Source organism: Kribbella sp. CCNWLW201 (assembly GCF_037203805.1).
GTDB lineage: Bacteria > Actinomycetota > Actinomycetes > Propionibacteriales > Kribbellaceae > Kribbella.
Genome location: NZ_JBBCBQ010000003.1, coordinates 82,604 through 104,672, shown reverse-complemented (window position 1 = coordinate 104,672; position 22,069 = coordinate 82,604). Strand labels below are relative to the sequence as shown.

Sequence of the window (22,069 nt, the reverse complement as noted above, 5' to 3'; positions counted from 1 at the left end):
ACCAGACAGCAGCCAGGGCCAGAGGTCAGCAGTGGAACGGGTCGTGTTCCCCCGTGGCCGGGACCTCCGGTCAGGGTCAGACTGGAGCGATGAGGACCGAAACGCTCGACAGTTCCTTTCTGGCCCTTCCCGACGGAGCGGGACCGCACCCGGGCGTGGTCGTCATCCACGAGGCATTCGGGCTCAATGACAACATCCGGGGCATCTGCCGGCGGTTCGCGGCGGAGGGGTACGCCGCGCTCGGCGTCGACCTGTTCGAAGGCCGCAACCGCGCGGTCTGCATGGCGCGCATGTTCGCGGGCGCGCTGGCCGGGAATCTCGACCACTACGGGGTTCCGGCGCTCAAGGCCGCGCTCGGGCGACTGGCCGGCCATCCCGACACGGATGCTGCCCGGATCGGCGCCATCGGGTTCTGCCTGGGCGGCTCCATCGTCCTGACCTGGGCATGTACCGACGACCGGCTGACCGCGATAGCGCCGTTCTACGGCGCGGCGCCGAGGCCGCAGGAGGCGATCCGCCGGCTGTGCCCGGTCGTTGGATCATGGCCGGGCAAGGATTTCACCACCAAGGCCGCCGGCGTGCTGGAACGCGAACTGACGGCGGCCGGTGTTCCTCACGATCTGAAGGTCTATCCGGACGCCAGGCACTCGTTCTTCAACGACCAGTGGCGCAACTACGACCCAGCTGCGGCAACGGACTCCTGGCAGCGAGTCCTGGCCTTCTTCGCCGAGCACGTCAGCGGTGGTACGCCAGGACGGCCGGAGGCCTGACCGCTGATCGGTTGTGGGGTCAGTGCCAGTGGTCGAGGGCGTCGTTCCAGGGGCGGCGAGGGGTGTGGCCGGATTCCTGGGTGGGGTACCCGAGGCGGATGACCAGCTGGGGCCAGCTGGTCGCGGCGATCAGGTTCCGGACCTGGTTACGCACAGCCGGGAACTCGACCACCTGGTTGAGGAAGGACGCGGCCACCTTGTAGGAAGTTGCCGTGAGCAACACTCGCTGCAGTGCGAGTCCTGCCTGCACCCACGCGGGTTCGTCCTCGCTGTCGGTGCTGAGGACCATGATGGCCGGCGTCTCCTCGAACACCGCCCGGCCACGGTGCGGACGGTCGAATCCGGCGGACAGGTCGCGGAACGCCGCCGGACCGACAGGCAGTGGACCGAGTGCCTGGTCGGGGACGCCCTCGGTCGAACGGTCACCGCCGATCCATCGGGCCCGCTCGTGCAGACGATCCTCGTCGCGCAGCTCCAGCAGATCGGCTGCCTGGAGAATCCCGGCCAGCCGGGATCGCTGCGCCTCGTTGAGCACCCGCAGCTCGGCTCCCTCGGAGCGGGCCGCTTCGATCAGGCTCTGGATCACCTTGGGCGACACGGTCTGATCGGTCATCGGTCCGCGATAGGTGTGCCGCCGGCCGATGGCGCCGTACAGGGAGCTCAGGTCCGGCACGGGTGCGCCGCGGTCGGCCAGGAAGATCCGCGCGATCACCTCTGGGGTCGCCGGGTCGGGATCGATCGCGAAGGTGGACTCGTGGCCCAGCAGGGCCGCGGCGACGCGGACGTTGAAGGCGGCCGCACCCAGCCCGATGCGGGTGAGGCGGTCGGCCGGATCGGATGCCGGCAGGGTCCGTTCGGGGTCGAGCAGGATGTCGATCACCGGGCCGTCGATCTCGAAACGCCATGGCTGAGTGTTGTGCATGGACGGGGCGTGGACGGCTGCGGTGAGCAGGATGCTCACCTCGTCCTGGGTCAGCGTCTTCGTCGTGCTCATCGTGGTCCTCCCATCGGTGCCGGTCTCAGCCTCTCGTGATGCCGCGCGCCCGAGACAGCGGCGTCGGTCCCGACCTGCTGGGACCTTCGGCACGCGAGGTGCTGACCGCCGCCCCTGCCCTGGGCTGCCGGAAAAGCCGGACGATCGACAAACGGCGCCAGGGTGACGGAAGAGGGGGATTGATCATGCTGAGGATTTCTCGGTCCCGTGACAAGGCCGGACGGCGACTTCTGGTCGTCCTCGCGGTGGCCGTCGCGGTCGCGCTGGTGGTGGGCGTCACCACCGTTCTGGTTCTGCGCGAGGACGAGCAGGTGACGCCGTCCGGTCCTGGCCCGGTCCCGTCATCGACAACGACTGGTACGGCGACAACCAAGCCACCGACCGCCGAACCCACGTCACGTCCGACACCGCGACCGTCGGCCAGCACGTCACCGACCCGGCCGAGTGCCGTCGCCGCGCTCGAGCCGTTCCTCTCGAGCGCGGCGACCCTCGACCGGCAACTGCGCGCAGCGGCCGCGGCGATCAATGCCTCGGGGCCACCGTGGACGGACGTGAGTCCCACCGTGGCGCGCGCGGTGCGGGCCGCGGATCTGGACCCGGTCGCCGGCGCGATCCCGGCAGGCATGCCGCACGATCTGCTGCAGTCGGTGATTCTCGTCCTGAGCGATCTGTCATCGCGGCGTTCCGCTCTCACGTCGTTCCAGAGCACACCGCCGGCCGCCCCGCACGACACCACCGCCGGCCTGCTGAGAGAGCTGCGCAACGGTCACGCCGCCGCCGTACGCTTCGATCGGGATCTTGCCGCGACGCGGGCGCTGGCAGCCGCGACTCCTCCGATCGCCGAGCTGCCGAAGCAGTCGCGGCGCACCGCCGAGGTCCTGCTGCTCGTGCGCTACGTCCAGACGGCCAACGCAGGATGCGATTCCCGCGGTGGCGCGGTCTTCACCCGCCTGCCGGCCATCACGTGGGGCCCGGTCGCAGGAACGCCAGAGGTCGACGGCACCATCGGCGGCATCGCCTTCAGCGCAGCCCTGGACGCTGACGACACCTGGAACATCAACCTCTTCGCCTGCTAGTCCGTCATCAAGAAACCGTGCGCTGTCCCGGCTCCGGTATCGCCGTAGGGATGGCGTCGAGCTGGTGGGTCAGCCAACCAGAGTGTGGGTTCACCTACCGGCGTGTGGGTTCACCTACCGGCGTGTGGGTTCGCCTACCGGATTCTGGTTGGCCAACCCACCGTTGGGTGGGCTGGCCCGTCGCGGTCAGTCGGGTGGTGGCGCGATGGCAGCGACGTACTGAATCCGCTGCAGAGCTCCCGGTACGCCAGTGTGTTTCCGCGGCGAGGTGTGGCCGACCTGTGGATGGCTTCGGCGACGTGGTCGCCGGGTCCGAGTGGCCGGGACATGGGCGGGTTTCTCCCGTCTCCGCAGGGAAAACTCTCCCCGAATCACCGCGACAGAACCCGTCCCGGCGCAGGAATCGCCTCGGTGCTGTGGGAGCGCCGCAGCTGACGCTGCGCCTCTCAGGTTCCAACGAACGCATGAACATCTCCGGCCGTCGAGCCGTCATCATCTCCGCCGTGATCGAGCGGCCGTCGGCGGGGGAGCCGTTCGGCACCGGGCTGTGGGACCAAAGGCCCTGATGGTCCCGGTGGCTGCGGCGCATCGTTGGAGGCCGAGGAGGACAGCCATGGAGATCCTGGACACGCAGCTGGCGATCCGCCACCTCGGCGAACAACTCGCCTGCGAGTACTCCGGTGCGCTTCCGCCTGGTCGCGTGCTCGGCCTGGTCACGGTGACCGCGCACCGCCTGCGGCGAGCGGGCTACCGGGGAGCCGGCCTGGTCGACCTGACCGAGGCGACCGCGCGGACCGAACTCACCCGCCGGGTCGGCCAGAGGATCGCGCACAATCGCCTGCACCCGCGTCGGCTCACCTGCGTTGATGCACGCACCGCCGGGCGACGGGGCCGCTCAGTAGCCGAAGTCGCGGCGGTGGAGGCCGGCGAACCCGGCTGCCAGGAAGGCGGCCGCGAGTGCTCCGACGATGAGCAAGGGGATGGCCGTCACCGTCTCGAGTGGGGCCTCCGGAGTGTGGATGAACGGGGAGGCCTGGCGGGACCAGTCGGGGAGCTTGAAGGAGTCGGCGAACATGGCGATGACGGCGCAGTAGCCGACGACTATCCAGGCCGCCGTCGCCGCCGCTCGCGGAAGCCAGCCGATGCCGAGTACGGCGACCGCGACGACGAGCCAGACGGCCGGCAGATGCACCAGGGCGACAGCGGTCAATCGCGGGATCTGGCCCGGGTCGGAGATCGTGATGCCGTACGACAGTCCGTGACCGAACCCCGCCGCCGCCAGCGCGACCGCGCTGCCAGCCAGCGTGACGGTGACGTGGCCGGCCAGCCACGACCAGCGGCTGGTCGGCGTGGCGAGCACTGGTTCGGCGCGCCCGGAGGTCTCCTCGTGCCGGGCCCGCATCGCGTTGCTCACCCCGGACGCCGCGGCGAGCAGCGCGCTGATCAGGATGACCACGGCGAGGTACGAGTCGACGACGTCGGCCGCGCCACCGGGCAGGAACTCGGCGATCTCAGGGTTGTCGGCGACGAAGTCCTCGATGGAGTTGGTGAACGAGCCGTAGGCGGCGCCGAGCACCAGGAGCCCGATGGTCCAGCCGATGAGTGATCCGCGTTGCAGGCGCCAGGCCAGTCCGAGCGGGGAGCCCAGCGCCCAGGAAGCAGTGGGTCGGCCCTTGCGGTACGGCAGCAGGCCGTCGCCGAAGTCACGCCGCTCCTCGAGTGCCAGGGCAAGGGCGACGAGTACGGCGGTGGCGGCCAACGGCACGAGCAGCGGCCACCACCGGTCTCCGGCGTACGGGAAGGTGCGCTGCCCCCAGCCGATCGGGGACAGCCACGACCAGACCGGGTTGCCGATGTCTCCGGCGGCACGCAGTACGAACGCGGCGCCGATCGCGGCGCCGACCGCGCCGTACATGGACCGCGGGTTCTCGAACACCTGGACGGCCACCGCCGTGAGGGCGGCGAAGGCGATCCCCACCCCGGCGGACGCGGCGCCGAGAAGTACCGAACCACCGACCGGTAATCCGGTGCCGGCGGCGGCGGCGAAGATCACCAGCGCGACGGCGAGATCGGCGAGGCCGGCGACGCACAGCGCGGCGGTCAGTGGCGCGTGCCGGCCGGTGCGCGTCGACCTGATCAGCTCGCCCCGCCCGGTCTCCTCGTCGGTGCGGGTGTGCCTGCCGACCAGGAACATGTTCATCAGGCCGATCAGCACCGCGAGGTACGAGAAGATCTCGAAGACGACCTCGCCGCCGATGGTGTCGAGCAACCGTTCAGGTCCACTCATGGCGATGATCGCGGCGTTGCCCGTCATCGTCTGCCGCAGGTCGGCCAGTGCCTCGGGGGTGTCGTACAGGCTCTGGCTGCCTGCCGATTGGTAGCCGAGCAGCAGCCCGGCGCCGAGCAGCCACCACGGCAGCCCGCGGCGTTCCTGCCGCAGTACGAACCGAACCAGCACTCCGACGCCCGCTCTGGCGCTCACGGCGTCTGCTCGCGGTCGTAATGGCGCAGGAACAGTTCCTCGAGCGTCGGCGGCGTACTGGTCAGGCTGCGTACGCCGAGAGTCGACAGATGTCGCACCGTCTCGTCGAGATGTGCGGTGTCCACGTCGAACATCGCCCGGTTGCCGTCCACCGCCAGGTCGTGCACGCCGGCCAGGGTCGTGATCCCGTCCAGCGGGCGTGCGGTCTCGACCGAGATCGACGTACGGGTCAGATGGCGGAGCTCGGTCAGGGTGCCGCTCTCGACGGTCCGGCCGAGGCGGATGATGCTGACCCGGTCGCACAGCGCCTCGACCTCGGCGAGGATGTGGCTGGACAGCAGCACGGTGCGGCCCTCCGACTTCACCTCCTCGATACACCGCTGGAACTCCGACTCCATCAAGGGGTCCAGGCCGGACGTCGGTTCGTCGAGGAGGAGCAGTTCGGCGTCCGAGGTCAGCGCGGCGATCAGGCCCACCTTCTGCCGATTGCCCTTGGAGTAGGTGCCGGCCTTCTTGGACGGGTCGAGGTCGAAGCGCTCCAGCAGGGCGTCCCGCCGGCTCCGGTCGAGCCCGCCGCGCAGCCTGCCGATCAGATCGATCACCTCACCGCCGGTGATGCCCGGCCACAAGGTGACGTCACCCGGTACGTAGGCCAGCCGGGCGCGAAGGGCGACACCGTCGGCCCAGGGATCACCGCCGAGCAGCCGAACGCTGCCGGCGTCGGCCCGCAGCAACCCGAGCAGGACCCGGATCGTGGTGGTCTTGCCCGAGCCGTTCGGCCCGAGGAATCCGTGTACCTCACCGGATGCCACCTCCAGGTCGAGGCCGTCCAGGGCCCGCGTCGACCCGAAGGTCTTGACCAGCCCGGTCACCGAGATCGCGGACGTCATCCGCGCCTCCCTTCGTCAGGGGTCACGATCCATCCTCCGCCTCTTCGCGCCCGGCGGGAAGTTCGGGGCATCGTCGATGGCCGGCGCCGGACCGACGAAGCCATGATCAGCGGACAACCGCGACCGGACACGGCGAGTGGTGCACGAGTGCCCGGCTGGTTGAGCCGAGCAACAGACCGCGGAACGCACCGCGTCCGCGCGACCCGACCACCAGTAGCTCCGCGGCCGCACCCGCGGCGATCAGCGCGTCGCGCGCGCTTCCGCGGGCGAGTTCCTCGCGGACCGGCACGTCCGGGTACTTCTCGCGATGGCCGGCCATCGACTCGGCCAGCAGCACGGCACTCTCCTCCTCGAGCACATCGAGGTCGTAGCCGAACGGCACCTTCGGGCCGGTGCTCATCGGGTCGTGCCAGGCCATCACGGCCGTCAGTGTCGCCTGCCTGGCCTCGGCCTGTTCGAAGGCGAACTCGATCGCCTCCAGCGACTGCCGCGATCCGTCGACGCCGACGACGACTCCGCCGGTCGCCCGGCCGGGCTCCCATCGCGGCGGGACGACCACGACGGGGCAGGACGCATGCGTCGCCACGTGCGCGGACACCGATCCCATCGCCAGATCGCGGAATTCACCGAGACCGCGCGAGCCGGCCACGACCATCGTCGCAGTGGTTGCCTCCTGCAACAGAGCCTGTGTGGCGCCGCCAACGGACACGACGGCGTCGACGGACAGTCGCGGGTAGCGTTCGCGGATCTGCTCGGCGGCCTCGGCCAGCAGCCGTTCGCCCGAGTCCCGCAGCAGGTCAGTCGGCAGCGGAACGGCTGGGGTGCCCATAGGACCCGTGACGAGCGGCGTGGGCAGCGCGTAGATCAGGCGGAGTCCGGCTTGGCGTCGCTCGGCCTCGGCCGCCGCCCACCAGACCGCGGTCTCGCTGGCCGGAGAGCCGTCGTACCCGACGACGATGGTGGTGGTCATGATTGGCTACCTTCTTGTCGCTCGCGTATCACCGGGAGCGGCTGTGACGGCGGGTGATGCGCAGGGCCTCAGCTGCTGAGGAACGCGATGCAGTCGGCCATGGTGCGCAGGCGCGGGTAGTCGTCCTCGTCGATCCGGCGGCCGGAACCGGTGCTGAGCAGTTCGACGAAGCTGAGGAAGTCCAGGGAATCCAGCTCGAGCTCGTCGCGGAACGGTGCGTCGTCCGGCAGCGAGTCCAGGTCGGCATCGGGAACGATGCGCAGCAGCGAGCCGCCGACCAGTTCGCGGGCGTCCTGCATGGTCAGTGTCATAGCTCCTCCGGTGTCTGCAGCAGGTGGTCGATGGTGTCCAGGAAACGGCCTCCGATGAAGCCGTCGGTGGCGCGGTGATCGGCGGCGAGGGTCAGTGTCACGCAGGGGCGTACGCCGAGCAGGCCGTCGACCGCCCAGGGACGCTGGACGATCCGGCCGGCGCCGACCAGGGCGACCTGTGGGGGATAGATCACGCCGTGGACGCTCTCCACACCCTGCTCGCCGAGATTGGTGACGGTGATGGTCGCGTCGGTCAGTTCGGTGCGGCGCAACCGGCCGGTGCGGGCCCTTTCCACCAGGTCACGCAGCCGGGCCATCAGCTCGCGGACCGGCAGGCCGGCGGCCTCGTGGATGGCTGGAGCGAGCAGACCACCGCCACGCAGGGAGATCGCGACACCGAGATGCACCTGGGCGGCCGGCTGGAACGCGCCGTCGGTCCAGTAGCCGTTCAGTTCCGGGTGCCGCTCGGCGGACAATGCGATTGCCTTGAGCAACAGGGCGGCCGGAATCAGCCGCTCGGCGACCGGCAGGGCGCGGTTCTCCCGGGCCAGCCAGTCGAGTGCGCTGCCGAGGTCGACCGTGGTGGACAGGTAGTAGTGCGGGATTTCCTGCTTGGATCGCGTCATCAACCGTGCGATCGCTTCCCGCTGAGCCTTCTGTTGCACGGCGTGCCGCGGTGCCGCTGGGGTGACGGCTGGTGGGGTGACGGCCTGTGTGGTTGGCGGTGCGGGCTCGGTCGTGCGGCCGGCGATGCGGCGGACGTCGCCGGAGGTGATGAGGCCGTGCTGGCCGGTGGCCGGCACGGTGCTCAGGTCCAGCCCGAGCGACCGGGCGAGTTTGCGGGCGTACGGCGAAGCCTTCACCCGGCCGTCGTCGGCCCCGACCGGACGAGGTTCGGCCCGGGCCGACGGCTGAGCCGCGGGCGGCGCGGATTCAGTTGCCGTGCGCAAAGGTTCGGTGTGCGGCGGCGCGGATTCGGCTTCGAGCGGTGGGGATCCGGCCTTGGCCGGTGGAGTCTCGGCCCCGGTGAGGTGCATCGCGGACGGTACGCCGCTGTCGATCGTTGCCAGCGGTGTTCCGACCTGGACCCGCTCACCGACCGGGACGAGGAGTTGCTCGATCGTTCCGCCGGTGAAGGTCTCCACCTCGATCGCCGCCTTCGCGGTGTCCACGACCGCGACCGGATCGCCCTTGCGCACGATGTCGCCCGGCTTCACCAGCCACTCGATCACCGTGCCCTCGTCCATGTCCGCGCCGAGCGACGGCATCCGGAACTCAGCCACCGTCACCCACCACCCTCCGGACCGCCGCGACGATGCCGGCCGGCTGGGGTAGCGCGGCCTCCTCCAGGTGCTTCGCGTACGGCATCGGCACCTCGGCACTGCAGACCCGTTCGACCGGTGCGTCCAGATCCTCGAACGCCTGCTCGGTGATCCGTGCACTCACCTCGGCCGACAGGCTGCCGCTGCGCCAGCCTTCGTCGACCACGATCGCCCGGTGCGTACGCCGTACCGAATCGATGAAGGTGGCGTCGTCGAGCGGGCGAAGGGTGCGCAGGTCGATCACCTCCGTCGAGATGCCCTCGGCGCCGAGTTGCTCGGCCGCCTCCAGGCTCTTGCCGAGGCTGCCGCCGTACGTCACCAGCGTCACGTCGGTGCCGGGCCGGCGGATCGCGGCCCGGTCGATGTCAACGGGGCCTGCGGCGACGGGCAGTTCGCCGGACAGGTTGTAGAGCGCTCCGTGCTCGAACAGCAGAACCGGGTCGGGGTCGAGCAGGGCGGTCCACAGCATTCCGCGGGCGTCTTCGAGGGTGGCGGGTGCGATCACCCGCAGGCCGGGGATGTGCGCGAACCACCCTTCCAGGCTGTGCGAGTGCTGGGCGGCCAGTTGGCGTCCGGCGCCGGTGGTCATCCGGATCACCAGCGGTACGCCGACCTGACCGCCGGACATGTGCCGCAAGGTGGCTGCGTTGTTGAGGATCTGGTCCAGGGCGAGCAGGCTGAAGTTGACCGTCATGATCTCGACGATGGGCCGCAGGCCGGCCATCGCCGCGCCGATGCCGGCGCCGACGAAGGCGGACTCCGACAGCGGTGTGTCCCGGATCCGGTCCGGGCCGAACTCCTCGAGCAGGCCCAGGCTGACGCCGAAACAACCGCCGTACGCGCCGACGTCCTCGCCCATCAGGAAGACCCGGTCGTCGCGCCGCAGCGCGTCCCGGATCGCCTCCCGGAGCGCTTCGCGGTACGTCGTCGTCGTGGTGGCCGGACTGGTCGTGGTCGTCATGATCGCTCCGCGTAAACGAACCGGGTGAGGTCCTCGACCGGCTCCAGTGCACCGGTCTCGGCGGCATCCACCGCGCGCTGGATCTCGTCGTCGACCTCTCGGTGCAGTGCCTTCAGGGCGTCGTCGGACAGTTCACCGCCGGCCTGCATCCGCCGGGTCAGGGCCTCGATCGGGTCGCGTTCTTTCCAGCGCGCGATCTCGGTCTTGTCCCGGTACCGGTCGGAGTCGTACATCGAGTGCGCCCGGAACCGGTACGTGCGCAGTTCGAGGAAGCACGGTCCGCCGCCGCCCCGGATGGTCTCGACCGCGCGTTGGGTCGCTTCCTCCACGGCGAGTACGTCCATCCCGTCGACGGCCCAGGCCGGCATCCCGTACGACGTTGCACGCAGCGCGAGGTCGGTCTGGGCCTGTGCCCGGGCGAGTGCCGTACCCATGGCGTACAGGTTGTTCTCGCAGCAGAACAACAGCGGGAGCTTCCACAGTGCGGCGAGGTTCATGCATTCGTGGAACTCGCCTTCGGCGACGGCGCCGTCGCCGAAGAAGCACGCGGTGACGTGCGGCTCGTCCCGGAGGCGATCGGCCAGGGCTGCCCCGGTCGCGATCGGCAGGCCGCCGGCGACGATCGCGTTGCCACCGTAGAACCTGCGCTTGCTGTCGAACAGGTGCATCGATCCGCCGCGGCCGCGGCTGCAGCCGCTGGTGCGGCCGAACATCTCGGCCAGTACCGATTCCATCGAGATACCGCGGGCCAGCGCATGGCCGTGCTCGCGGTACGTGGTGACGAGTGCGTCGGTCGGCGCGAGGCAGGTGATGGCGCCCACCGCGACAGCCTCCTCGCCGACGTACAGGTGCAGGAAGCCGCGGATCCGGGTGGTGGTGTAGAGCTCGGCGCACACCTCCTCGAACCGCCGGATCCGGAGCATCTGCCGGAGGAGTTCGGTGTGGTGCTTGGTCGCCGGTGATTCGGCGGTGGCGTGTGAGGGTGTCATCGTGGCCGCTCCAGGGTGGACAGGTCGCCTTCAGGCAGGCCCAGTTCGCGGGCTTTGAGCAGCCGGCGCATGACCTTGCCGCTGCTCGTGTGGGGGAGATGCTGGTCGAACGCGACCTCGCGCGGGGCAACCGCGCCGAGCCGGCGTCGTCCGAACGCGATCAGTTCGGCGCGGAGGGCTTCGTCGGGCCGGTGGCCCGGTCGCAGGGTGACGAAGGCCTTGACGATCTCGCCCGCGATCGGGTCGGGTACGCCGATCACGCCGGCTTCGGTGACCGCCGGGTGCTCCAGCAGTGCGCTCTCGACCTCGAACGGGCCGACCAGATGGCCGGACGACTTGATCACGTCGTCTGCGCGGCCGACGAACCAGAAGTAGCCGTCGGCATCGATCCGGGCCAGGTCTCCGGTCAGGTACCAGCCGCCGGCGAAGGAGGCGAGGTACTTGGCGTCGTCGTGCAGGTAGCCGCGGAACATCGACGGCCAGCCCGGCCGCAATGCCAGCTCGCCGACCTGGTCGGTGCCGAGGACGTCCACCTGCTTGTCCGCCACCGCGGCCCGCCCGTCGTCGCCGCAGCGCAGGACGACGGCTTCGATGCCCGGCATCGGCCGGCCCATCGATCCCGGACGAATCGGCATCGAGGGGTAGTTGCTGATCATGATCGCGCCGGTCTCGGTCTGCCACCAGTTGTCGTGCACCGGCAGCCCGTACGCTTCCTGCGCCCACAGGACCACCTCGGGGTTCAGCGGCTCGCCGACACTGGCGATGTGCCGAAGCGACGAGAGGTCGTAGCGTGCGGCCATCTCCGCACCGGCCCGCATCAGCATCCGCAACGCTGTCGGTGCCGTGTACCAGACGGTGACGTGATGGTCGGCCAGCACCTGGTACCAGCGAGCGGCGTCGAAGTCACCGTCGTCGGCCAGCAGCGTGACGCCGTGCGTCAACGGCGCGATGATCCCGTACGACGTCCCGGTCACCCAGCCCGGATCCGCCGTACACCAGAACACGTCGTCGGGCCGCAGGTCGAGCGCGAAGGCAGCCGTGACGTGGTGCGCGACGACGGCCTCGTGCACATGGATCGCACCCTTGGGAGTTCCGGTCGTCCCGCTGGTGAAGTGCAGCAGCGCCATCGCCTCCGGGCTGGTCGCCGGGATCGTCCACTCGTCGGACTGAGCCGCGAGGGCCGTAGTGAGATCGGTGGTGCCCTCCGGCGGTTCCTCCGGTGCGTCGATGAGCAGAACGTGGCGCAGACTGGGCAACTGGTCGCGCTGCGGCGCGATCTTGCGCCGGTACAGCGACGTCGTGGTCACCAGGACCTCGCCGTCCCCGAGCAGCAACCGGTTGCGGATCGGCTCTGGGCCGAACGCGGCGAACAGGGGTGACAGCACACTGGTGTTCTTCCAGCAGCCCAGTGCGACGATGTACAGCTCGGGCTGCCGGCCGAGCAGGGTGAAGACACGGGCCCGTGGACCGACGTCGAGCGAATGCAGCAGGTTCGCGAACCGGTTGCTCAGCAAGCTCAGTTCGCGATAGGTCAGCTCCCGTATGCCGGACCGCCCGATCGACCGGATCGCGACGTGGCCGCCGCGGCCGGTCGCCACGTGCCGATCGACGGCCTCGTAGGCGATGTTGAGACCACGCCCGTCCGGCAGGCCGCTGAGAAGTTCCTGCGCAGCCGCCCAGGAGAAGTCCCGCCTGGCCTCGTCGTAGTCGGTCAAGTTCGATGCCGGGGCCAACTGGGTTGCCCGGCCGCCGGCCCCAGCCTCCAACGGTCTGCGTGTCATCCCGCTACCTCCCGTTCACTCCCCACCATGTGCCGCTTCCGGAGCGGTCCACAGGGGCGAAGGTCCCAGGACCGCGGGACCGTCGGTCTGCTGGGACGACAGTCGTAGACGGAGCCTCTCCGCTCCGGCCTCGGTGTGTGCGGAGCGGTCGGTGTCACCGGCTCAGCTACCGGTGATGACCGGCGAACCGTTGACGGTGCGGTCGGTGGCACCCGCCGCCGGCCGGGCGGCCGCGGCCGACTCACGGTTCAGGAAGGTGCCCAGTTCGCCGATGGTGCTCATCAGCGGAGCCGGGAAGACCACGGTCGAGTTCTTGTCGACGCCGATCTCGACCAGGGTCTGGAGGTTGCGCAGCTGGAGGGCCAGCGGATGGGCCATCATCGTGTCCGAGGCCTGTCCGAGGGATGCCGCCGCCAGGGCTTCGCCTTCGGCGGCGATGATCTTGGCCCTCTTCTCGCGCTCGGCCTCGGCCTGACGGGCCATCGCCCGTTTCATGCTGTCAGGTAGTTGGATGTCCTTCAGCTGGACCAGGGTGACCAGCACGCCCCATTCGGTGGTGGTCTGGTCGAGGATCTCGCGGATGTTGGCGTTGATGATCTCGGTCTCGGACAGCGTCTCGTCCAGGGTGTGCCGCCCGACGACGCCGCGCAGGGTGGTCTGGGCGATCTGATCGATCGCGGCGGCGACGTTCTCGATCGCCAGCACCGACTTCGCGGCGTCGACGACCTTGTAGTAGGCGACGGCGGAGATGTCGACGCTGACGTTGTCCTTGGTGATGATTCCCTGGGACTGGATCGGCCTGGTGATCACCCGCAGCGAGACCTTCCGCAGTACGTCGACGATCGGAATGATCAGCCGCAGACCGGGCTCACGCACGGCCTTCAGGCGGCCCAGGCGGAACAGCACGCCCTTCTCGTACTGCGTGACGATCCGGATGCAGGACAGTGCCAGGAGCACCAGTACGGCGACGATGATCCAGAAAACGGTCATGATGCGGTCCTTTCGTGCGCGGTTCGGCAGACCCGGCCCATTCGAGCGTCTCTCGCCAGAGCAGTCCGTTGCAGGCCTCCACTTGTGCGCCATCGTGCGGTGGCGGTGTTCATCTGCGGTGCGTGCTCGGGATCGGGTCGGTGGTGCGGCCGAAGCGGACCAGTGTCTGGGCGAAACCTGGTGTCCCGATCAGTTCCTGAGCGCAGCGACGCAGCTCGTCACGGTAGATCGGTTGGGGGAGGTGGGACGCCGCGACGTCGTACTTGACAGCGGTCAGCAGGACGCGTTCCAGGGCGATGCCCGCCGCGACCTGATCCGCAGGCTCGTCGCGATCGGTGGACAGGACCGCCACCGGTGCGAACGAGACCGGAAGCCAGCCCAGGTTGGTGTTCTCGAGTTCAGCGGCCCGGGCGAGTGCCCGCCGGACGGTTTCGTGTGGTCCCGCGGGCGGCCGGATCAGGTGCCGTGAGCGGAGCGCGCCGTACAGCTTCCGCAGTTCCTGATCAGGGATTCCGGTCGGCTCGACCACGATGCGAGCCAGCAGGTCGGGATCATGCCGGTAAGGGCACAGACTGAACCAGCTGTCGAGGCTGAGTGACGAGGCCGCACAGCGCAGGTCGAAGACCGCAGCCCCGGCGGCGATCCGCAAGGCCCGTGCGGCCGGATCCACGGTCGGCAGCCGATGTGATCCGTCCACGTAGACATCGAGCAGGTGGCCGTTCACTTCGAGCCGCCAGGACCGGCAGGACAGTGCGCCGGGACCCGTCGCGGTGGCGTCGAGCAGGATGCCGAGCGCCTCGGTCGTCAGCTGCTCGTCGAGCATTGGAGCACCCCGATGATGGTCAGTTGCGGACGCCGGTGATGGCGAAGCGTTCGACGCGCTGCAGGTGGCCGCCGGTGAAGGCGACGATGGTCAGGGCCGGGTCGGTCGCGCCGCGGATGCTGACGCGGGTGGACCATGGCTGGTTCTGGCCGCCGGCGGGGACGCCCGGGGTGCTGCCGATCGGTCGTTCGGTCGACGGCTGCCGGACCTCGACCACGATGGACTCGTCGACTCCGGTGATCCGGCCGCCGACGGTGACCGGTGAAGAGACCTTGGCGCCGTACGACGGCCGATCGATGGACAGGGTGGTGTCGCGGCTGCCGACGACCTCCCAGGGCGCATCGTGTCCGGACCCGATCCGAGCCAGATGCAGCACTGCTGCGACGCCGTACTCGCCATTGGGATCGCGGTAGCCAACCGCAACCCAGGCCTCGGAGCCTCGCACCGATCGTGAGACCACCCGGTCGATCTCGGTGAAGCCGAGGTATCCGGTGGTGAAGGCCAGCGCGGTCCGGCCCGCGTCCAGGTGCCATGGTTGTTGACCGCTCGCGCGGTATGCCTCTTGCCAGGCCTGTGCAGCGGCCATCGAGGTAAACGGCCACAGCGGCTGATACTTGAACGCGACCGGCGTCGAGGTCGTCGGGGTCGGGGACTGCTTCGGGGTACTGGTTGTGGGCTTCGGTGTGCTTGGCGTCGGGCTCGTGGTGAGTGTCGGTGCAGGACTGGCGCTGCCCGGTGGCGTGCCGGCCGGTCCGGGTGCCTCGTCACCGCGGAGCAGGACGATTGCCAGGGCGGCCACCAGGACGGCCGTCGTACTGATCGCAACGGCCGCTGTCGTACGCAGTCGCCGCATCCGTCGGTCTTCAGAGCCAGGGTGCTGTTCGCCAGGCCCCGTGCTCGGTGTGGTCATCGGATCCTCCCTTTTGGGCGCGATCTGTCGATGGGGCTGTTCGCCCTGATTCCATCGTTTCGCCGTGACCGCGCCGCCGGGAGGGACCGAAGTCACCTTGTCGAGGGCATCTCGGTCCATCCCATCCATCGACAGTCGCGAGCCGCGGGCCGTCGCCGGAGCCGAAGTTGGGCCCTCTGGCGGCCAGTAGGCCTGGCGCGCAGGGGACGTTGGACCCTATGCGGGGCAGCCGAGCCGATCGATGGTGATGGTATGAGGCACGACTTGGCGCCAGGTCCGGCCGACCTACCGGCACTGCTCGACCATTGGATCGCGGCGGGTGTGGTCACACCCGAACAAGCCGCGCAGATGCGAGCCGACCTCGGGCCGAATGCTCCGGTGTCGCAGGCGGCTCCGGAGCGGGGACACCGACAGGCTTCGCTCGCGATAGAAGCACTCGGCTACCTCGGCAGCGTCCTGATCGTCGTGGCGTCACTGCTGCTGGCCTCGCAGTACTGGGACGACTTGTCGACCGCCGGTCACCTGATCGTCATCGGCGCGGCCGCCGTCACGCTGCTGCTGGCCGGGTTCGCCGTACCAGAGCGGCTCGGACCAGCCGGGGTGCGGATGCACGCCGTGCTGTGGCTCGGCGCCACGGCTTCCACCGCCGGCTTCCTCGGCCTGTTCGGTGATGAGGTGCTCGGTTGGTACGCCGAAGACCTCGCGCTGCTGGTCTTCGCCGGCACGGCGGCGCTCGCGGCCTTGTTGTGGTGGCGATTGCCCACAGGCCTGCAACAGGCGGCCGTAGTCGTCGGACTGGCCGGCACGGCGGCAGCCTCGGCAGCACACCTCCACGCCAGGGAGGATCAGTTGCCCGGGCTGGCACTGTGGGGTGTCGGCGCGATCTGGTTCTTGCTCGGCTGGGGCGACCTTGTGCGGCCGCGCTGGACTGCGCTGCTGCTCGGAGGGCTGGCCTTGATGATCGGCCCGGGCATGACGATGCCGTCCGACGGTGGGATCGTCTTGGCGCTGACCACGACGACCGCGCTGATCGTACTTGCGGTGCTGGCGCGCGATTTGCTCGTACTTGCGCTCGGTGCCTGGGGTGCTCTGCAGTTCCTGCCGATAGCGATCAACGAGTGGTTCCCCGGCGAGGTGGCCGCCGCGGTCGCGCTCATGGTGGCCGGCGTCGTGCTGGTCTCGGCCGCGATCTGGATCGCCCGGCGTCGTGGGGTAAGTCCGCCGCCCGGCGCTGCGGGTCGCGACTACTCAGTCATGCCCGCACGGGTCGCACGCCTCGCGAGTGTTGGAGTTGCCGTCGCGGTGACCGCGGTGGTGGTGGTGCTGGGCACGACCTGACGCCCACAACAGAGCCGGCGCAACCCGCTGCAGGGGTGCATGTCGAGTCAGCCGCGGCGGAGGAGCCCTATCCGCGGGTGTGCCCGGCGTCGCACGCTCACAGTTGGGGATCCTGCACGACCGCGGATCACGCTGCCGGAAGGAGGCACACGATGCCATTTGTCGACCGCCGGGAAGCGGGGCGTCGGCTGGCTCGGCGACTGGACTCGCTGAGTGATGAGGACTTGGTGGTTCTGGCGCTGCCGCGAGGCGGTGTACCGGTCGCGTTCGAGGTCGCCCGCGCCCTGGCGGCGCCGCTGGACGTGATTGTGGTGCGCAAGCTCGGCGCGCCGTTCCAGCCCGAGCTCGCAGTGGGTGCGATCGGCGAGGGCGACGTGCGGGTGGTCAACGAGCGGATCAGGCGTGAGGCGCGGGTGACCTCGGCGGAGCTGGACGCCGTCGAGCGCTCCGAGCGGGCCGAGTTGCGTCGCCGGGTTGCCAGGTTCCGCGCTGGGCGCGACCGGGTCCCGCTGGCCGGCCGAACTGTGCTGATCGTCGACGACGGTGTGGCCACCGGATCCACCGCCCGTGCGGCCTGCCAGGTCGCGCGGGCGCAGGGCGCGGCGAGAGTTGTCGTCGCAGTGCCGGTGGGTGCCGCCGACGCTCTCGCCGCCGTGCGCGAGGACGCGGAAGAGGTGGTGTGCCTGGAGACTCCTGCCTGGTTCGCCGCAGTCGGACAGTGGTATCGCCACTTCCCCCAGACCTCCGACCAGGAGGTCTGCGACCTGCTGCGCCTAGCCGCGGAGCAGCGCCCGGAACCGGCAGTCCCCGCCGTCGGCGGATCCGATCCGCCGTCGTGCGACAAGGACGTCACCGTCGTCGCGGACCGCGTCCGGCTGGCCGGACATCTGTTCATCCCGGAGGAACCCGTCGGCGTGGTCGTGTTCGCGCACGGCAGCGGCAGCAGCCGGCACAGTCCCCGCAATCGCTATGTCGCCGCGGTTCTGAACGAAGCCGGCCTTGGCACGCTGTTGTTCGACCTGCTCACCCCGAACGAAGAGTCCGACCGGGACCGCGTCTTCGACATCGAGTTGCTTGCCCACCGGCTCGTCGAGGTGAGGGTCTGGCTGGCGACGCAGCCGGAGGCGGCCGGACTCCCGGTCGGATATTTCGGGGCGAGCACCGGTGCGGCGGCGGCGCTGTGGGCTTCGACCGATTCACGTGCCGCTGTCCGGTCGGTGGTGTCGCGCGGAGGCAGGCCCGATCTTGCCGGCCATCGGCTGGCTGCGGTGATGACGCCGACGCTGCTCATCGTCGGCGGTCACGACGACGTCGTCCTCCAGCTCAACCGCAGCGCGCAGGCGGCCATGCCGTGCGAGAGCGAGCTCGCGGTCGTCGCGGGAGCAACCCACCTGTTCGAGGAGCCGGGTGCGCTTCAGCAGGTCGCTGCGCTGGCCCGCGACTGGTTCGCGTCGCACCTGACCAACGCGCCGTCGAGCTCGACTGGATGAGCGACCAGCCGACGAGGTGTCATCGGCAGGGACATGACAAACCTGCGAGACGTTTTCCCTTCGCCGGTATTGTCCGGATCAGGTGGCTGGAGGTCGCCGTCTGATCTTTCAACCGTCCGGCCTCTCAGTCTTTCGACTCCCTCGCGCGCCCCGCAGGCACTTACGATGATGGTCGCGCCGTACGGTCGCCGACAGGGACCAAAGTCCCTGATCTGGCAGGCCCTATGGCATCAGCGGGCGCGTCGTCGCTGCGGCCCGCACAAAGTCTGCGGGAGTCAATTGGGCGGTCAGGTCGAAGGTCCCCCTCCTCGCGCCCACTTGGCCCTGTCCTGTTCAGTCGCTCGACGGTGGGCTGGGAGAGGTGGGGGGCCGGCATCGAGGGGGCAGTCATGTGGCGGCGACGGCGGACGGTGATCGCGCACTTGGCGATGTCGCAGAGCCAGAGCGGTGTTGGGCGCGGTGAGGTGTGATGGGGGGTTTGTGCAGGCGGTTGCGCTGGATCTGGATGGCACGCTTGCGGATGGTGGGCTGTCGTCCGAGGCGGTGGCCGCGGTTCGTGACGGGCGTGACGGTGGGCTGGCGATGGTGCTGCACGGGGCGGATCGATGTCGAGCTCGAGGCCGAGTTCGGCAAGCTGGCCGGTGAGTTCGATGCTGTTGTCACTGAGAACGGTGCGGTGTTGCTGATTGGTGACGAGGTTCGCGAGCTGGCTCGGCCGGTCGACGTGTTGCTGGCGGACTGGTTGGCGGGGCGAGGCGTGCCGGTGCGGCGTGGCCGGGTGTTGCTGGCGTGCGAGGCTGCCGATGCGGACGCGGTGCGTCACGGGGTCGACGAGCTTGGGCTGGACTGCCAGCTGCTGCGTAATCGGTCGGCGTTGATGGTGCTGCCGGCCGGCGTCTCCAAGGGGACAGGCCTGGTGGCCGCCGTGGGGGAGCTCGGCATCTCGCCGCATAATGCGATCGCGGTGGGGGACGCCGAGAACGACCTGGCGTTGCTCGAGGCTGCGGAGGTCGGTGTCGCGGTGGCGAACGCAGTGCTGTCGCTGCGCCGGCATGCCGACCTGGTGCTCGATGAACCGGACGGCCGCGGGGTCGCGTCCTTGCTCACCGGTCCGTTGGTCACCGGGGAACTGCCGGTGCGCCCGGCACGGCGCCGGGTCGCGATCGGCCGGTTCTCCGACGGCGACCTGGCGACGGTGCCGGGAGCGCAGGCGAACATCTTGGTCTGTGGACCGACCGGTGCGGGCAAGTCGCATCTCGCCGGGCTGCTGGTCGAGCGGTGGGTTTCGGCCGGTTACACCGTGCTGGTCTTGGACATGGAGGGTGATCACATTGGCCTTGATCGGCTGCACAACACCGTGGTCATCGGCGAGCGCGGGCTGCCGAGTGTTCCCGAGTTGCTGACCATCGTGCGTCAGCAGGCGTTGTCGGTCGTGGTGGACATGTCGGGCGTCAGCGAGTCGGCGAAGTTCGACTACCTGCGGATGCTGGCCAGTGTCATCGACGAGGTTCGCGCGACGTCCGGCCTACCGCACTGGATCGTCGTCGACGAGGCCCATGTGGCGCTGGCCGAGGGCGGCACCACAGCCGACGTGTTCCGCCCGCAAGATCGCGGCTATTGCCTGGTCACCTATCGGCCCGATCAGCTGACGTCGTCGGTGCTGGCAGCGGTGGACTTCACGTTGGCGGTCACTGGGGCGGATCGCGTCGTCGCGGGCCAGTATGAGCAGGAGTCCGCGACGGCGACGCTGCGGGAGACCGGCGACCTGGAGCGGCCGTTGGTGGTCGCTGCCCGGCGCACTCCGCACCGGCGGCACTGGCACAAGTACGTTACCGAGCCCTTGCCGAGCCATCGCTGGTTCTACTTCCGTCACCCCGACAAGGGGCCGGCCGGTGCGGCCGCCAACGTCGAGGACTTTGCGCGCCGCCTCGCCGAGGCCGACCCGAAGGTGATCGAGTTCCACCTGACCCGCGGCGACTTCTCCCGATGGTTCACCAGCACGATCCAGGACCGCCGCATTGCCGACCTCGCAGCCGCCCTCGAGCGGAATCTCTTGAGGCACCGGGCCCTGGACATCGACCACGCGCGAATCCGCCTGATCGACTACATCGAAGGCAGCTACCAGCTCAACGACACCTGAGCCGATGACGCCGCCAGAGCGAACGAGGCGACCTGGCCGGACAGTCGCTGAGATGGCACTGTTCCTGACCGGTGTGGCGGCCTCCGGCTGTACGCCGCGCTCAGCCGGTCGTGAGGCGGTGCCGGACCTGCTCGGTCAGCCGCCGGAGTTCCGCGGACACGACAGGTACGTCGGTCGAGGGTCGCTGGATGCGACGCACGGAGGCGGGCAGTTGGTCGAGGTCGTGGCGGAATCTGCGCCGGGCCGCAGCCACTGCGGCGCCCGGAGCGAGCGCGGGAACGACCCGGACCCCGTTGAGCATTTGTGGCTCGAGTAGTGGCTCGGCGCCCGCTGGACAGGCCTCATCGCGGCGGGCGATCACGTCAGGCCCGGCAGGTCCGCGGAAGACCTGCTTGCGGCCGGGCAACGTGACTTTGCCCGCGGACAGCTTCATCATCGGCCGGCCGGCATACTCGACGAGCTTGTACGCCGTGTCCAGGTAAGGTGCGTCCGCAGAGGTGCCGACCTTGGTTCCCACTGCGAAGACGTCGATTGGTGCGTGCACGGCGACGAGCCGTTCGACGGCGTACTCGTCCAGGCCTCCGCTCACCACGATCCGCGCCCGCTCGAGACCTGCGTCGTCGAGGATCCGCCTGGCCGTGCCGGACAGGCCGGCCAGATCGCCGCTGTCCAGCCTGACGCCGATGCCGCGACGGCCAGGCAGTTGCCGCAGCACCTCGGCCGCCAACCGGACGCCCTGCACGGTGTCGTAGGTGTCGACCAGCAGGATCACAGGGCCGGAGGCGTTCCGGGCGAACGCACGGAAGGCCTCCGACTCGTCTGCGAACGCCTGCACGAACGAGTGCGCCATGGTGCCGACCGCCGGCAAGCCGTAGGCAGCGGCAGCGGCGACGTTGCTGGTCCCGCTGAACCCCACGATCGCGCCGGACCGGGCCGCCTGCCTGCCGGCCTCGATGCCCTGGGTACGGCGCAACGAGAAGTCGACGACGGGGATCGGGCCGGCTGCCATCACGCTCCGCGCGGCCTTCGACGCCAGCGCCGTTGCGAAGCTGACCTGGTTGAGCAGATAGGACTCCACCAGTTGCGCCTGTGGCAGTGGCGCGGTGACCTCCAGGAGCGGCTCGCCTGCGAACACGATGCGGCCTTCGGGAACCGCCAGCACGTCGCCGGTGAAGGACAGGTCGCGCAGCCGCCCGAGCAGGCCGTCCGGGCGACCCAGTGCCTGCCCGAAGTGCAGCAGATCCGACTCCTCGACACGGAACCGTTCGAGATACGACAGTGCCTGTTCGAGGCCGGCCGCGACCAGAAAGCCACGCTCAGGGGGCAGGTTCCGGACGAAGAGGCTGAAGGTGGCCCGATCGGTCATGTCCTCGCCGAGATAGGCAAGGGCCATGTTGGCCTCGTACAGGTCTGTGATCAGTACGTCGGACACCGTGGCCCTCTCCCGACCGGACCGCGGCATCGAAAATGCCGCCGGTCCATCTGCCCATTTCTCTGCCGGACTCCCGGCGTGGGATTGCTCTCCCACTGTGTAGCTCGGCACCCGGCGGGGTGGTGTTCAGTGTTCTCCCTCGCCAGGCGGGTGCGCTCGGGAACGGCCGGCGCGGCGACGCGCCAGTTCCTGCACGATGCGGTCCTCCCGGACAGCCAGCTTGAGATCCAGTGGTGCGCCCGCTGGTCTGGAACGCTGCTCGCGCAGGGCATCCTCGATGTCGCTCAGCTCCTTGATCAGCTCCTCGGTCGTCATGCCGTGCAGATCATCCACGGCAACCCCCTGACAGTCGCCCTTCTCGTCGACCTCTCGGTCACCCAACCGGCCAGCCGGCCTCGCC

The 22,069-nt window shown here is 69.6% G+C and carries 20 protein-coding genes; 6 read left to right on the top strand and 14 right to left on the bottom strand.

Annotated elements, in window-relative coordinates:
• Nucleotides 1–89: 89 nt before the first annotated feature.
• On the top strand, nt 90–770 hold the full coding sequence (locus V9K99_RS15790; protein ID WP_337000249.1) for a dienelactone hydrolase family protein: 681 nt from the start codon (nt 90–92) through the stop codon (nt 768–770).
• A 19-nt stretch (nt 771–789) separates the two neighbouring features.
• Here the strand turns inward: V9K99_RS15790 and V9K99_RS15785 are convergent, their stop codons facing one another.
• Nucleotides 790–1,764, bottom strand: a complete 975-nt coding sequence (locus V9K99_RS15785) for an Acg family FMN-binding oxidoreductase (protein ID WP_337000250.1) — start codon at nt 1,762–1,764, stop codon at nt 790–792.
• 185 nt (nt 1,765–1,949) lie between these two features.
• Here V9K99_RS15785 and V9K99_RS15780 point away from each other — a divergent pair, with 185 nt between their 5' ends.
• Both V9K99_RS15780 and V9K99_RS15775 read left to right on the top strand, forming a co-directional pair.
• Nucleotides 1,950–2,840, top strand: a complete 891-nt coding sequence (locus V9K99_RS15780; RefSeq protein ID WP_337000251.1) for a hypothetical protein — start codon at nt 1,950–1,952, stop codon at nt 2,838–2,840.
• A 416-nt stretch (nt 2,841–3,256) separates the two neighbouring features.
• Nucleotides 3,257–3,406: a hypothetical protein gene (locus V9K99_RS15775; RefSeq protein WP_337000252.1), complete on the top strand. Its 150-nt coding sequence runs from the start codon at nt 3,257–3,259 to the stop codon at nt 3,404–3,406.
• A 329-nt stretch (nt 3,407–3,735) separates the two neighbouring features.
• Here the strand turns inward: V9K99_RS15775 and V9K99_RS15770 are convergent, their stop codons facing one another.
• The 11 genes from V9K99_RS15770 to V9K99_RS15720 form a co-directional block, all read right to left on the bottom strand.
• Nucleotides 3,736–5,322 carry an ABC transporter permease gene (locus V9K99_RS15770; protein WP_337000253.1) on the bottom strand — a complete coding sequence of 529 codons (1,587 nt, stop codon included), beginning with the start codon at nt 5,320–5,322 and terminating at the stop codon, nt 3,736–3,738.
• A complete protein-coding gene (locus V9K99_RS15765; protein WP_337000254.1) occupies nt 5,319–6,212 on the bottom strand; it encodes an ABC transporter ATP-binding protein in 894 nt (297 codons plus the stop codon). The genes V9K99_RS15770 and V9K99_RS15765 overlap by 4 nt, the downstream gene beginning before the upstream one ends.
• A 106-nt stretch (nt 6,213–6,318) precedes the next feature.
• Complete coding sequence (locus V9K99_RS15760) at nt 6,319–7,182, bottom strand: universal stress protein (protein WP_337000255.1); 864 nt, start codon at nt 7,180–7,182, stop codon at nt 6,319–6,321.
• 68 nt (nt 7,183–7,250) lie between these two features.
• The gene (locus V9K99_RS15755) at nt 7,251–7,493 is read right to left on the bottom strand and encodes an acyl carrier protein (protein ID WP_337000256.1); all 243 of its coding nucleotides are present in this window, start codon (nt 7,491–7,493) and stop codon (nt 7,251–7,253) included.
• Complete coding sequence (locus tag V9K99_RS15750; RefSeq protein ID WP_337000257.1) at nt 7,490–8,782, bottom strand: dihydrolipoamide acetyltransferase family protein; 1,293 nt, start codon at nt 8,780–8,782, stop codon at nt 7,490–7,492. Before V9K99_RS15750 ends, V9K99_RS15755 begins: the two co-directional genes overlap by 4 nt.
• Entirely contained in the window at nt 8,769–9,776 is a 1,008-nt protein-coding gene (locus V9K99_RS15745) for an alpha-ketoacid dehydrogenase subunit beta (RefSeq protein ID WP_337000258.1), read from the bottom strand. Before V9K99_RS15745 ends, V9K99_RS15750 begins: the two co-directional genes overlap by 14 nt.
• Nucleotides 9,773–10,765, bottom strand: a complete 993-nt coding sequence (gene pdhA, locus V9K99_RS15740; RefSeq protein ID WP_337000259.1) for a pyruvate dehydrogenase (acetyl-transferring) E1 component subunit alpha — start codon at nt 10,763–10,765, stop codon at nt 9,773–9,775. Before pdhA ends, V9K99_RS15745 begins: the two co-directional genes overlap by 4 nt.
• Complete coding sequence (acsA, locus tag V9K99_RS15735) at nt 10,762–12,546, bottom strand: acetate--CoA ligase (RefSeq protein WP_337000260.1); 1,785 nt, start codon at nt 12,544–12,546, stop codon at nt 10,762–10,764. The genes pdhA and acsA overlap by 4 nt, the downstream gene beginning before the upstream one ends.
• Nucleotides 12,547–12,708: 162 nt before the next feature.
• The gene (locus V9K99_RS15730) at nt 12,709–13,536 is read right to left on the bottom strand and encodes a slipin family protein (protein ID WP_337000261.1); all 828 of its coding nucleotides are present in this window, start codon (nt 13,534–13,536) and stop codon (nt 12,709–12,711) included.
• 109 nt (nt 13,537–13,645) lie between these two features.
• The gene (locus V9K99_RS15725; protein ID WP_337000262.1) at nt 13,646–14,359 is read right to left on the bottom strand and encodes a hypothetical protein; all 714 of its coding nucleotides are present in this window, start codon (nt 14,357–14,359) and stop codon (nt 13,646–13,648) included.
• 19 nt (nt 14,360–14,378) lie between these two features.
• Nucleotides 14,379–15,269: a hypothetical protein gene (locus V9K99_RS15720; protein ID WP_337000263.1), complete on the bottom strand. Its 891-nt coding sequence runs from the start codon at nt 15,267–15,269 to the stop codon at nt 14,379–14,381.
• A gap of 252 nt (nt 15,270–15,521) precedes the next feature.
• Here V9K99_RS15720 and V9K99_RS15715 point away from each other — a divergent pair, with 252 nt between their 5' ends.
• The 3 genes from V9K99_RS15715 (at nt 15,522) to V9K99_RS15705 (ending at nt 20,237) form a co-directional block, all read left to right on the top strand.
• Nucleotides 15,522–16,607 (top strand): DUF2157 domain-containing protein, encoded by a 1,086-nt coding sequence (locus tag V9K99_RS15715; RefSeq protein WP_337000264.1) that lies wholly within the window; start codon nt 15,522–15,524, stop codon nt 16,605–16,607.
• A 152-nt stretch (nt 16,608–16,759) separates the two neighbouring features.
• On the top strand, nt 16,760–18,097 hold the full coding sequence (locus V9K99_RS15710; protein ID WP_337000265.1) for a phosphoribosyltransferase family protein: 1,338 nt from the start codon (nt 16,760–16,762) through the stop codon (nt 18,095–18,097).
• Between the two features lie 556 nt (nt 18,098–18,653).
• A complete protein-coding gene (locus tag V9K99_RS15705; protein ID WP_337000266.1) occupies nt 18,654–20,237 on the top strand; it encodes an HAD hydrolase family protein in 1,584 nt (527 codons plus the stop codon).
• A 100-nt stretch (nt 20,238–20,337) separates the two neighbouring features.
• On the opposite strand, the gene V9K99_RS15700 is transcribed toward V9K99_RS15705, so the two are convergent.
• Both V9K99_RS15700 and V9K99_RS15695 read right to left on the bottom strand, forming a co-directional pair.
• Nucleotides 20,338–21,669 (bottom strand): nicotinate phosphoribosyltransferase, encoded by a 1,332-nt coding sequence (locus V9K99_RS15700; RefSeq protein WP_337000267.1) that lies wholly within the window; start codon nt 21,667–21,669, stop codon nt 20,338–20,340.
• A gap of 126 nt (nt 21,670–21,795) precedes the next feature.
• On the bottom strand, nt 21,796–22,002 hold the full coding sequence (locus V9K99_RS15695; RefSeq protein ID WP_337000268.1) for a hypothetical protein: 207 nt from the start codon (nt 22,000–22,002) through the stop codon (nt 21,796–21,798).
• Nucleotides 22,003–22,069: the final 67 nt, after the last annotated feature.

Coding starts and splice junctions, on each gene's coding strand:
- V9K99_RS15715 (WP_337000264.1), top strand. CDS start 15,522: ATGAGGCACGACTTGGCGCCAGGTCCGGCCGACCTACCGGCACTGCTC.
- V9K99_RS15730 (WP_337000261.1), bottom strand. CDS start 13,536: ATGACCGTTTTCTGGATCATCGTCGCCGTACTGGTGCTCCTGGCACTG.
- V9K99_RS15720 (WP_337000263.1), bottom strand. CDS start 15,269: ATGACCACACCGAGCACGGGGCCTGGCGAACAGCACCCTGGCTCTGAA.
- V9K99_RS15755 (WP_337000256.1), bottom strand. CDS start 7,493: ATGACACTGACCATGCAGGACGCCCGCGAACTGGTCGGCGGCTCGCTG.
- V9K99_RS15760 (WP_337000255.1), bottom strand. CDS start 7,182: ATGACCACCACCATCGTCGTCGGGTACGACGGCTCTCCGGCCAGCGAG.
- pdhA (WP_337000259.1), bottom strand. CDS start 10,765: ATGACACCCTCACACGCCACCGCCGAATCACCGGCGACCAAGCACCAC.
- V9K99_RS15790 (WP_337000249.1), top strand. CDS start 90: ATGAGGACCGAAACGCTCGACAGTTCCTTTCTGGCCCTTCCCGACGGA.
- acsA (WP_337000260.1), bottom strand. CDS start 12,546: ATGACACGCAGACCGTTGGAGGCTGGGGCCGGCGGCCGGGCAACCCAG.
- V9K99_RS15710 (WP_337000265.1), top strand. CDS start 16,760: ATGCCATTTGTCGACCGCCGGGAAGCGGGGCGTCGGCTGGCTCGGCGA.
- V9K99_RS15725 (WP_337000262.1), bottom strand. CDS start 14,359: ATGCTCGACGAGCAGCTGACGACCGAGGCGCTCGGCATCCTGCTCGAC.
- V9K99_RS15765 (WP_337000254.1), bottom strand. CDS start 6,212: ATGACGTCCGCGATCTCGGTGACCGGGCTGGTCAAGACCTTCGGGTCG.
- V9K99_RS15745 (WP_337000258.1), bottom strand. CDS start 9,776: ATGACGACCACGACCAGTCCGGCCACCACGACGACGACGTACCGCGAA.
- V9K99_RS15785 (WP_337000250.1), bottom strand. CDS start 1,764: ATGAGCACGACGAAGACGCTGACCCAGGACGAGGTGAGCATCCTGCTC.
- V9K99_RS15780 (WP_337000251.1), top strand. CDS start 1,950: ATGCTGAGGATTTCTCGGTCCCGTGACAAGGCCGGACGGCGACTTCTG.